The organism is Vibrio splendidus (genome assembly GCF_024347615.1).
Taxonomy (GTDB): Bacteria; Pseudomonadota; Gammaproteobacteria; order Enterobacterales; family Vibrionaceae; genus Vibrio; species Vibrio splendidus.
On record NZ_AP025509.1, the window covers coordinates 1,406,860 to 1,418,820 of the forward strand.

Genomic DNA, 11,961 nt, shown 5'->3' on the forward strand with positions numbered 1-11,961 from the left:
CATGAAACATATCGCCATTATTGGTGAGTGCATGATCGAGCTTAACGGCAAACCGTTCGGCTCAATGCATCAAACGTTTGGCGGAGACACACTCAATGCTGCGGTCTATCTAAGCCGCGGCTGCGAGGCCAACCTCAATCAAGATGACATCAAAGTGTCCTACGTCACGGCTTTGGGCGCAGACCCGATTAGCAAGGGAATGTTAGAACGCTGGCAACAAGAAGGGATATCGACTGACCTTGTTCTACAAGACAGCCAACGTACTCCAGGCCTATACCTGATTCAGCTTGATGACGCAGGTGAACGTACCTTTCTGTATTGGAGAAATCAATCGGCTGCACGCTACCTACTGCAGCACCCTGATTTCAATCAGATAAAGCAGGCACTGCGCAATGTCGATATGGTCTTTCTCAGCGGTATCACATTAGCGATTCTGCCTGAGCAAGATCGTATCGAGCTATTGAACATCTTGGTTGAGTTGAAGACACAAGGCGTTGAGATCGCCTTCGACAGTAACTTCCGCCCTGCGCTTTGGCCACAGGACGAAAACCAAACCGTTAAGAACAGCTACCAAGCCATGTATACGCTGACAGATTTAGCTTTAGTCACGTTCGATGATGAACAGTTGATTTGGGGAGATACTTCACCAGAACAAACCATCGAACGTCTAACTTCACTAGGTGTTAAGCAATGCGTCGTCAAACTGGGTGCAGATGGCTGTCTCATTCAAGATGCCACAATTCAAAGTGACATAAATCTAAATTCTGGTACCGCTTCGGCTCCACGGGCGGTGCCGACCCTACCTGTTGAACATGTCGTTGATACGACCTCGGCAGGAGACTCATTCAATGGCGGGTTTTTATCTGCTTACCTTGCGGGCGAAGACTTAACAAAGTCATGCCAGCGCGGCAATACCATGGCAGGCGTCGTTATCCAACATCGTGGTGCCATTATTGCAAAAGAACTAACTCAAGCGGCCATCACAGCCATTTAAGGAATACCAATGTCTAACATCAAACAACAACTGAAAACACTGAAAGTTATCCCTGTGATCGCTATCGACAACGCTGAAGACATCATCCCTCTGGGTAAAGTGTTAGCTGAAAATGGTTTACCTGCAGCAGAAATCACGTTCCGTTCTGAGGCTGCCGTCGAAGCTATTCGTCTACTTCGTGAATCACAACCAGATATGTTGATCGGCGCTGGCACTGTGCTCAATCGTGAGCAAGCTATCGCGGCTAAAGAAGCGGGCGCAACGTTTGTGGTCTCTCCTGGCTTTAACCCAAACACGGTAAGAGCCTGCCAAGAGATTGGTATTGATATCATTCCTGGGGTCAACAACCCGAGTACAGTAGAAGCCGCTCTAGAAATGGGCTTAACCACATTGAAGTTCTTCCCAGCTGAGGCATCAGGTGGCATCAACATGGTTAAGTCACTTCTTGCGCCTTACACGGATATTGAGATCATGCCGACAGGTGGCATTAACCCAAACAATATTAAAGACTACCTAGCGATACCTCGAGTACTCGCATGTGGTGGTACTTGGATGGTGGATAAGAAGCTGATTGAAGAAGGCAATTGGGAAGAACTGGCTCATTTAACTCGTGAAGCTGTTAAGTTAGTCAATTAAACCTAATGCAATAGCACCTTTAGCGTTATATCTAGCCCTCCTTTTGGAGGGTTATTTTATGGTTGAGCATTATTCCCTCAAAGTTAATATTTATTCGTGCTCGATAGCATCTAAAAATATAGGCTAAATATGGAAAACTGGATAACACAAGGTGTTGGCGGCCTGGCTTTTTGTATCGGTGTAATGGCCTTTTGGCAAAAAGATGATATGCGTTTTCGCTACCAGATGATGATCTTTTGTTTTGTCATGAGTATCCATTTCATATTCATGGGTGCCATAGTGGCGGCTATAGGCGTAATTATTAATGCTATTCGCAGCTATGTATCGATAAAAACTCAATCGCGCAAAGTGATGTGGTTCTTTATTGGCTTGATGTGGTGTATGACTTTACCCAACATGAATCATTTCTTTGAATTTATTACGGTTGTTGGTTCATCCGTTGCGACATGGGCACTCTTTTCAAGACAAGGCATCGCATTGAGGTCATTGATCTTATTCAATTCCTTCTGTTGGGCTAGCCATAACATTTGGATTGGTTCGATTGGCGGCTCCTTTGTCGAAATCACCTTTATTGCCACCAACATGGTCACTATCTATCGTTTACATCAGCGCAGATTGTTAATGGTAAAATAGGTAATATTCTCTGAAACAATACCTACGATTTAAGCCTAGAGCTAATTTATTCATCGTATTTTGAAGAACACAAGTAATGAACATTTTGAAAATAAAACAAAGGCCAACGTTCACACGTTGGCCTTTGTTTTATCTGCTATTTGTCGGAATCAGGAGTTAATCAATACCAAAGAATCCAAAATCCCTTTGCCGCTGTGGATTCCGCCTTCATTTTCGCTAGCGGGTTTACTGCGAATCAAATAACCCGCGTAGCCGTCTAGCTCTGTTACTGGTTCACCTTTGAAGTAAGCGGTGAATAAACCCACTTCGCTGACTAAGTCTGTCACGAGCGTTTGTTGGGTATCACGCACTGCAATGGTCGGCACGTCACGTTCATGTGGATACAAGCGCTGCATCAATGCCCACGCGTCGTACTCTTCTGGTTTAAGCTGGCTCAGTTGTTCGCTGATGTCATCACCAAAAACACAATGACCACCGCCCTCGCCTTGGTTTTTTAACACCCACTCTTGCTTATCAGCTTGGATGTTAAACCATTCAATCGATTCACTGGTGATAGGCTTCATATCAGCCAGAACACTCTTGACCAGTTCGGCTTCTTCTAACGTTAAACCCCAACGTGCGTATTCAGATGCTGGCATCATGGTCAGCAGCATTTGCATGGTTTTACTGGTCGCTAATTGCTGGCTGATGGTCGCGTTCATTGCGACATGGTGTTGTTCCATAAACAAGCGAGTCTGACTTAGCGTGTGGCAACACACCGATTCATTTAACTCTGGAGCCCAGTAATCTGAATACTGATAGCCGGCTCTTAGGTACACCACATCGACAGCGCCGACATCTTTCAGTAACAAGCGTTGATTATCACCTGATGAAAGCTGACAGCTCAATTGTTCAAAGGTACGACGAACCGTACGTACACCCTGCTTTTGCAGTTCAATTTCGAGTAGGTGTTGATCGTAAACATTGTCTTCATTCTTTTGCACTACCATCAAGAATGTTGGCTTATCTGAATCATTAAAGTCAGCTCGCACTTTTCTTGCTGAAGTCGCAATACCATAAGCCAGTTGCTTTAAGCCTTGGTTTTCAGCAGGTGTCGCAGATTTATCTTCAAGCCAGCTCTGGTAAGTATCAGGCCATTGATTTTGCATGTAATCATGGAACTCTGTCGCTTTTTGCCCAAACGGAGCCATACCTGCAGCAATGCCATTAAACTCGATCACTTTCGCGCCATGTTGGCGATCATCCATGAAATCAGTGCGCATTAATAGCAATGGTTGACGAGCTGGCTTAAAACACTCTTCAGTATTGCCATGTGCTTGTTGATGTAACTCCATCAAGCGGCCAAAAAACGGATCAGCTTTGGCCATATCACTCAGTGATGACTGCAAGAAATCATGATCTTCGGAAACATTACTGATTAACTTGGTGATCAGCGGCGTTACCTTCAACAAGTGTTCATACACCTCGCGCTCCATAGTCATAGGTGCAATGCTGAACGGGCAATGTCTCGCGGTATTATCTGACTGGCGAAACGCAACACCGTGCATGATCGCCCACTCACACGCGTCTTTAATAATTTGTTGCGGAATCAATGACGTGAGCATTGGATTCATTTTGGTCTCTCACTATTAACTGGGATTAAGCGCTCTACTAAGACGATGCCCATTCTAAAAAGACGAAAAACCTTTCACTTCTTTGAATACTTCAGTCAATGACTCACATCTGAGTGTCTTGGGTCTTATTGACGATCAAATCACGCAACCATTTGTGGCTCGGTTCTGAATCAAAGTATTTATGCCACAATAGGAACAAACCTCCTGGTACCAAATCGACCGGAACAGGCTTCATCACCAACTCTCCGCTATCAATGTAATCGCGTACCGAGTTGTATGGATAACACATTAATAAGTCGCTCTGCTTGCACAGCTTGATGGCACTGGTGATATCTGAAACGTTAGCCGCCTTGTTGATCTCCAATTGCTTAGAATTGAGCACTTCCATCAATAGCCAGTCACCCGCACCACCTGTCACCAACTGTATATGTCGATATTTCAAAAAGGTGTCGAGATTCCACTCCTCTTGCAAAGCAGGATGGTCATTACGCATCAAACACACCGAGTAATCCAAGCACAGCTCGACGTAGTCAAGTGCATCAGGAATACACTGCACGTGGGTAGAAGCGCGCTCATCTAGCTCAAAAATACCGATACCAAAATCCACTTCACGCTTTAATAATCGCTTGAAGCTGTCGCTGCTCCACGTTGAACTGTTAACGGTAATGTGAGGCGCATCCGCGAGCGCAGTCGGCATAAAGTGCGGATAAATCGCCGTGTAGGCGGTTTCGACAAGGTCTATAGTGAAGGTACGCTCACTGTCTTTAGGGTCGAAAACTTCGGCAACGGTCAGCTTTTCGATTTGCAGTAGGATTTGATGGATCTTAGGCGCTAACGCGAGTGCTTTGGGTGTGGGGAATAGCCCTTTGGATTCTCGCTCAAATAGCGGGTCATCAAACAAAGCTCTCAGCTTAGTGAGCTGTTTACTTACCGCAGACTGGCTCAAAAAGAGTCGCTCTGCTGTTTTACTCACACTTCGTTCTTCAATAAGAACGTGTAGGCAAAGCAGCAAATTCATGTCGCATTTAAGTAAGCTTTTAACATCTACCATGATATTCCCTAAATTCAGGTTAATGATGATTAATTGTCACTTTAAATCATATCATGGTCTTGGTAAATTTAGCGCATGTGAGTTAACACGCTCAAATAATAATAGAATTAAGGAATACTCATGGATTTTCTAGCACTACCAAAGATTGATTTACACTGCCACCTAGACGGAAGTGTTCGCCCAGATACGATTATTGACCTAGCAAAACAGTACAATATCGAACTACCTGAAGATCGCGACGCGGTTGTTCAATCTCTAACGGTGCCAGAAGATTGTAAAAACCTAGATGAGTATCTGGCTTGTTTCAGCCTGCCACTACAAGTAATGCAGACTGAAGAAGCGATTGAGCGTATCTCTTTCGAGCTTTACGAAGACGCTGCACTAGAAAACGTTAAGTACCTAGAAGTTCGTTTCGCACCAATCCTGCACGTAAACAAGGGCTTGTCTCTTGATACGATCATTGCAAGTGCAGTAAAAGGCATGAAGCGTGCAGAAGAGAAATACGACATAAAGGGCAACTACATTATGTCTGTACTTCGTATGTTCCCGAAAGATTCGATCAAAGACGTGATCGACGCAGGCCAACCTTACCTAGGTAAAGGCGTGGTTGCGTTTGATATCGCTGGCGGTGAAAAGCCGGGCTTCTGCGCTGAATTCCCTGAGTACACACAATACGCACTTGAAAAAGGCTACCGCATTACAGTTCATGCTGGTGAACAATGGCACGGTCAAAACGTTTACGATGCAGTAACACTGCTTGACGCTGAGCGTATCGGCCACGGTGTTCACATCCAAGGTAACGAAGACGCGTACAACATCGTTAAAGAGAAGCAGGTTGCGCTTGAGACTTGCCCAACAAGTAACGTGCAAACTAAGTGTATTCACAAATTCAGCGACCACCCAATTGCTGAATTCAAGAAAGACGGCATCGTTGTTACTATCAACACAGACAACCGTACTGTGTCGAACACAACCATGACTAACGAAGTGAAGCGTGTGTGTGAAACGTTCGGTCTAACACAAGAAGACTACGCAGAGATCTACAAATACTCTGTGGGGAGCGCTTTTGCTTCAGACGAAGTGAAACAACACCTAATGGGTTTCGTTGAGCAAATCTAATTTGGCAAAGCGCGCCTTTTGCTGAAATAACAGGGCTCACTTAGCATTAGTGCTTAAAGCACAAAACAGGAAGAGAAAGGCTGAGGCTTTTCTCTTTTTTTATGTTCAATTATCCGTATTCTAGTACCCATGTTGACTAGTGAGGTGCAAGCGATGAAAACGAAAACAGAACTCGAGAAAATGCTGTCCGGCGAGATTTTTGATGGCGCAGACCATGAGATAGACCACATGCGCACTCACGCCAGCAAGGCGCTATCAGACTTGAATCAATGTTCAGACGATACTCAGCTACCAAGTCTTCAGGCTAATCTGTTTGGTAAAGTAGGAAGCAGCGTTGTCCGTCCCCCTTTTCATTGTGAGTTTGGCAAAACCATAGAGATTGGCGACGACACCTTCATTAATATGAACGCAGTAATGCTAGATGGTGCAAACATCAAGATCGGTAACAATGTTTTAATTGGACCAAGTGCCCAATTCTATACGCCATCACACTCCCTTGATTATCGTAGCCGCCGTAAATGGGAAACCTTCTGTTTACCAATAACAATCGAAGATGATGTGTGGGTTGGCGGTAACTCGGTCATCAACCAAGGCGTAACGATTGGCGCTCGCTCTGTTATCGCAGCAAACTCAGTGGTTAACAGTGATGTACCACCAGACTGCTTATACGGTGGCACGCCAGCCAAGTTAATTCGGCATTTGAATACTGAGCAACAAAGCAACTAGTTCAGAAGCAATCTAAGAAAGGCCATGTTTATCACTCAACATGGCCTTTCTTCCATTGATAAGGTGTAATCCCATTTACTCGCTTAAACGCTCTTATAAATTGTGAGGCATCTGCGTATCCCAAGTGAAGTGCAATATCTGAGATCGAATAATCTTGCTCAGTCATAACGCGCTTGGCGAATTCAAAAGACAGAGCCTCTTTGATGGTTCGAAAAGTCGTCCCCTCTTCACTAAGCGCCCTTTGGATTGTGCGCTTACCAATTCGGTTTATCTGACCAAACATCACCAAATCTACGTCTACTCGACCGATATAAGGAAGCAATGCTTGTGTCACCTTGTAGGTAGAAGTAGTAGCCGTTGATACCGCTTTGATTGAGCAATCTCGATCAATGGGGCTATACGAAATGCACGTCTCAGTTTGGCCTAAATACTGTGGCGTTTCCGTTTGTATTCTTAACTCACTTAACGCATTCGCCGACACTGAAACTAAGTCGTAGCGAATTGGCTTATCAATATCAATCTGCTGAGATTTAAAATAAGCGTGGCTATAAACGATCAAAAACAGCTCGGCTTCAATACCATTGAGCGAGCTATTAGATACTAGAAATGAAAGCTTTAATGACTGTGAAGACGATTCGACTGACCATTGTTCAAACGGAAAAAGAGACAGAAAATCTTGAGCTGAAAGGTGGGGAAAATCGAGTTCGAGAGCAGCTCGTTGAGCACTGCCTAATAACGCAGAAACAAACACCTCAGATGGTAATGCCTTCCTCAAACCCTGTAAGAACTGAGTAAACACATTAAACGAGACATATTGAGCAACTGAAGTATCCATTGAGAATGGCATGCTCACTTGAACTGCGAGCGCTTCTATCGCGGCATGATATGGAACTAATGACTGATCTTCTCGCACGCACTGCTGAAAATGACTCACAACACTCTTCGCAATCAATGGTAATTCAAGCATCAGTTCACAATTCCTTTGTCTTGTTCAAAACAGGTCAAATCCACAATTCAACTCAATATCAGCATCAATTTTTTCATCAATACCAGTCTAAGTTCAGTGGCACAAAATGCACATTTTACTTTTCTAGCTTAGCTACTATTACCTCAAGTTAACAAGAGGCGCTTTAAGTTTTTAGCATTAAGGCGAAATCACAATTCAGGACGTAACGCTTTGATTACAAAGTATGACAGGGTTATCAATTTAAATAACTCGACGATACCGTCAGGGTCTACTATTAAATCTAGGCATAAATATAAATGGACTTAAGCCAGTAATTGAGAGGTTTTCATGTTTAAAAAGATAACGTTAGTAGCAGCAAGCATTGCAATGAGTGTTGGTGTTGCACAGGCAAGTGTTGAGAGTAAGACCTGGCCTGCATCAGACAAGGCTAAAACATTTGTCCAAGACACCATTGTCATTGGTATGCTCGCGAGCCCTTACGGTGCAGGTTGGCAGGACGAGCAACAACTGTTGGATTACTTCCAAGATGCTCGTGATGCAGGTATTACAGGGCATGAATACACCATTACCGCTGCTGACCACAACTTTGATGACTTCTTGTTTCACCATCATAAACACCGCTCTGCGATGGCAAAACAACCTGATAATTTCATCATCGCGCATTCCAATAATGACATTGAGAAAGCGCACACCGAAGGCAAAACTGCCGTGCTTTGGAACAGTCAAACTGCCACTATCTTGGAAGAAGATGTGACAAAAATGGCGATTCTAAAAGACATGGGCTTAAAAAGCATGATCTTGGCGTATAACGACATTTTCAGAACAGGTTCAGGGCAATTAGCAGCATTTAACGGTAGAGATATAGGCTTAACACCTTGGGGAGAATCTGTTATTGATTCGATGGTCGAGTATCAGGTCATTCTCGATCTCAGCCACACAGGCTCAAAAACAGCAAATGACGCGATGGAGTACATGGAAGAGAAGTATCCTGGAACCCCATTTGTTTACACTCACTCAGTGCCTGCAGGGCTTTATAAGAGTGAGCCAAATGCAACACCACAAGGTTGCTACCGTGCTATTCCTGACGATGAAGCGATACGCGCGGCTAAATCAGGCGGCTACGTTGCCCCAACCTTCACTGAATGGATGATGGATGGCGTTTGGCCTGAAGATATATCTCCTGTTCAAGCTGCTGATATGATCGATTACTACGTGAAATTGATAGGCGTTGACCACGTAGGTATCGCAACTGATGATATGTTCTCTACCGCAATGGTTGTGGATTTCGCAACCAAAAACGCGAAAATGTACGACGATGGCGGCTACATGATTGAGGCGTTCAACAAAGGCGCTACCGGTAATGGTGAACTGTCGAAGATCCTAGCAGCGATTACTGATGAACTGTGGAAACGCGGTTACAGCAACGATGATCTTGCTAAGATCTACGGCGGCAACAAGATGCGAGTGTACGCTCAAGTATCTGAAGGTGCTGACCCAGACGAGTTCCAAAAAGAGTATACAAAGCGTCTAAAAGTGCTCACCAAATTAAGAAATGAAAACTTAGCTATGTAGCTCGCTACTAACAAAGTTCAAACACTCGAAGCACGTCCTATTGGGCGTGCTTTTTTATTATCTGCTTGCAGGTGACCTCGCCTTCTCGCTTATCTAGTCAAGAAAGAGAATGAAGTCACACCCCCAGAAGTAACCCTCGAATTCGCCCTCCAAAACACCCTATTTCCCATCATCTAATTGGCCTTCTATGTTAGAATTATCGACTAGTTCGGAATGCGCTGAGTATCTGATTTAGTTAACTATAATTTAATCACCATGAGTGCTTTTTTAAGTTTTTAGAATGAAAAAATATGAATTAGTTGTTCAAGATATTGTAAGCAAAATTTGCCAAAACAGTATCAGCCATAAGCTTCCTGCAGAACGAGAACTGTCTGAAATATATGGATTATCTCGTTTCACGATTCGTAAAGCACTAGCCAAGCTAGAGGCTATTGGCATGGTGAAATCTAAGGTGGGTTCTGGTTACTTCGTCAACACTTCTCTCATTGGCACACCACTGGTGTACAACTCCATCACTGAAAACAGTTTTGAAGAGATCTCTTATAAAAAGCTCCAGCTAAATAAAGCGCTACCCGATAACCACGAACAGCAGATTTTTTCTTTAGACGACAATGACTACATTTGGAAAATTAGACGTCTTCGATTGATTAACAACAAAGTAGTTCAGATTGAAGAAGCCAAGATCCCTGTCAGCGTCTTCCCAGAGATGAATGCCGAGATCATTGAAAGCTCAATCCAGAAACATGCGCTAGCGAAAGGCCTCCAGATCGATAGCTACTTAACGACGTATCAAGCGATCAATGTTTCTAAAGAAGATGCGGAGTTGCTCGGCTGCAAAAAAAATGCGGCGGCGATGAATATCACCAACCGAGGTTTCTTAGCATCGGGTGAACTGTTCATCGTCAGCGACATCATCGACATCAACTACCAATGCACCTACCACACGCCTTTTAACAGTGAGAGCATGAGCTTCCGAGATAAGAAGTAATAACTTATTTAGGTGCCCACCATTCTAGTTAATTTAAATAACTAACCCAGTTAAGTATTTACAATCAAAAACCTATAAGTTAATAACTGTACTCAAATATTTATTAGTTATAATCTTGCTAACTAAAAATAACTTATAGACCTTTGATAAATTTAATTGAGTAATTAATACTAGTCAAAAAAATGGCCGCTATCTGCGGCCATTTTAATTAACTCGATGAGTTATGGAGTGTGAATCGCGCCATCAGGAAGGCGACTTTGAGTCCACTCGTGGGGGCGATACATAACAGGGAACTCGGCTGCAACCTCTCGGTCGATTTCAACACCAATACCTGCGATTTCTGACGCGTATAAGTAGCCATTAATTGGCTCTGCAGCATTCGGGAATACCTTGTGTGTGTTCTCGTTGTATTCGACATGCTCTTGAATGGCGGCATTGTGTAAATGCACATTCAAATGCGTGTTTACCGCTGCACCAATTGGCGTCATATCTGGCGGGCAATGCCATGCAATACGAACACCGAAGTTCTGGCATAAGTGGCCTAGTTTCAGAGCTGGGGTAATACCACCAATCTGTGAAACATGACAACGAATGAAATCAATGCGGCGGTTAGCAATCAGTGATTTCCACTCTTCAGGGTTATTAAATAACTCCCCTAAACCTAATGAAACTGAGCTTTGGCTACGAATATTATCCAACCATTCCGTTTGATTTGGCGGCAGAATATCTTCAATGAAGTAAGGCTTATATTGCTCGACTTCTTTGGCAAATTGTATCGCTTGATTCGGGAATAGGCGCTCATGAACATCATGAAGAATATGGAATTGGTTACCATATTTCTCTCTCAACGACTTAAACATCGTTAGAGTATTGTCCATGTACTGATCTTGGTCGTAGTACGAACCTTCAGTCGGGTTTTGAGTGGTATGCAAATCGGTTGGAACACCGCCATAGAAACCAAGCTGACAACGAATGTGCTTGTAGCCTTTGTCTAGGAAAGACTCCACCAGCTCATAAATACCTTCCATCGTGTCGCTAGTCGCGTGTGTGTATACAGGAATAGCATCACGAGACTTACCACCAAATAACTGGTGTAACGGCATGCCCGCCAATTTAGCTTTGATATCCCACAGTGCCATATCAACACCGGAAATTGCATTATTGATAACAGGGCCATTTCGCCAATAAGCGTTGACCATCATCATTTGCCATAAGTCTTCAATATTATTGGCGTTTTTACCAATAAGAATAGGTTTTAAATATTCATCGACCATTGTTTTTACAGCAAGCGGTCTTTGTTGGAATGTCGCACAACCAAACCCAGTCACGCCTTCATTCGTTTCAACTACCACGGTAATGAGATTGTGTCTGTCTGGCTTAGTAATAATACAATGGATATCAGATATAATAGTTTCTTTCACAATTAAATAACCTAAACTTAAGTCAACTCCTATTATCTAACCGCTTTAAAAACCACATTTCAAGCGCTAATTTTTCGTAAAAATAATTGGTACGTTAAGAGTATTTTTTTGATAAACAAAACATACCAATTGGCTAAAAACGGTGGAAAAATAATTTTTCGGATTTTAAGTGTGATTGAGATCTCTTTTTACTGCGTTGGATTTAAATTGATTGTCGTTATGATTGCTCGAGTTAAATATA

11 protein-coding genes are annotated in these 11,961 nt (G+C 43.4%); 7 read left to right on the plus strand and 4 right to left on the minus strand.

Annotated elements, in window-relative coordinates; genetic code table 11:
- Window position 1 precedes the first annotated feature (1 nt).
- The 3 genes from OCU90_RS23420 (at window position 2) to OCU90_RS23430 (ending at window position 2,263) form a co-directional block, all read left to right on the plus strand.
- Window positions 2–994 carry a sugar kinase gene (locus OCU90_RS23420; RefSeq protein WP_061020954.1) on the plus strand — a complete coding sequence of 331 codons (993 nt, stop codon included), beginning with the start codon at window positions 2–4 and terminating at the stop codon, window positions 992–994.
- A 9-nt stretch (window positions 995–1,003) separates the two neighbouring features.
- Entirely contained in the window at window positions 1,004–1,630 is a 627-nt protein-coding gene (locus OCU90_RS23425) for a bifunctional 4-hydroxy-2-oxoglutarate aldolase/2-dehydro-3-deoxy-phosphogluconate aldolase (protein ID WP_017068137.1), read from the plus strand.
- Between the two features lie 129 nt (window positions 1,631–1,759).
- Window positions 1,760–2,263 carry a YgjV family protein gene (locus OCU90_RS23430; protein ID WP_061020956.1) on the plus strand — a complete coding sequence of 168 codons (504 nt, stop codon included), beginning with the start codon at window positions 1,760–1,762 and terminating at the stop codon, window positions 2,261–2,263.
- Window positions 2,264–2,412: 149 nt separating this feature from the next.
- Here OCU90_RS23430 and OCU90_RS23435 read toward each other — a convergent pair whose 3' ends face one another.
- On the minus strand, window positions 2,413–3,867 hold the full coding sequence (locus OCU90_RS23435) for a glutathione synthase (RefSeq protein WP_099426116.1): 1,455 nt from the start codon (window positions 3,865–3,867) through the stop codon (window positions 2,413–2,415).
- 112 nt (window positions 3,868–3,979) lie between these two features.
- A complete protein-coding gene (locus OCU90_RS23440; protein WP_061020961.1) occupies window positions 3,980–4,927 on the minus strand; it encodes a LysR substrate-binding domain-containing protein in 948 nt (315 codons plus the stop codon).
- Between the two features lie 120 nt (window positions 4,928–5,047).
- On the opposite strand from OCU90_RS23440, the gene add reads away from it, so the two are divergent.
- On the plus strand, window positions 5,048–6,046 hold the full coding sequence (gene add, locus OCU90_RS23445) for an adenosine deaminase (protein ID WP_061020962.1): 999 nt from the start codon (window positions 5,048–5,050) through the stop codon (window positions 6,044–6,046).
- 153 nt (window positions 6,047–6,199) lie between these two features.
- A complete protein-coding gene (locus OCU90_RS23450; RefSeq protein ID WP_061020964.1) occupies window positions 6,200–6,772 on the plus strand; it encodes a sugar O-acetyltransferase in 573 nt (190 codons plus the stop codon).
- Between the two features lie 31 nt (window positions 6,773–6,803).
- Here the strand turns inward: OCU90_RS23450 and OCU90_RS23455 are convergent, their stop codons facing one another.
- Window positions 6,804–7,739, minus strand: a complete 936-nt coding sequence (locus OCU90_RS23455) for a helix-turn-helix domain-containing protein (protein WP_061020966.1) — start codon at window positions 7,737–7,739, stop codon at window positions 6,804–6,806.
- Between the two features lie 327 nt (window positions 7,740–8,066).
- Here OCU90_RS23455 and OCU90_RS23460 point away from each other — a divergent pair, with 327 nt between their 5' ends.
- A complete protein-coding gene (locus OCU90_RS23460; protein ID WP_061020969.1) occupies window positions 8,067–9,311 on the plus strand; it encodes a membrane dipeptidase in 1,245 nt (414 codons plus the stop codon).
- Window positions 9,312–9,591: 280 nt separating this feature from the next.
- A complete protein-coding gene (locus OCU90_RS23465) occupies window positions 9,592–10,299 on the plus strand; it encodes a GntR family transcriptional regulator (protein ID WP_017078485.1) in 708 nt (235 codons plus the stop codon).
- Between the two features lie 221 nt (window positions 10,300–10,520).
- Here OCU90_RS23465 and OCU90_RS23470 read toward each other — a convergent pair whose 3' ends face one another.
- Window positions 10,521–11,720, minus strand: coding sequence for an enolase C-terminal domain-like protein (locus OCU90_RS23470; RefSeq protein WP_004732372.1), 1,200 nt, complete (start codon window positions 11,718–11,720; stop codon window positions 10,521–10,523).
- Between the last annotated feature and the right edge of the window lie 241 nt (window positions 11,721–11,961).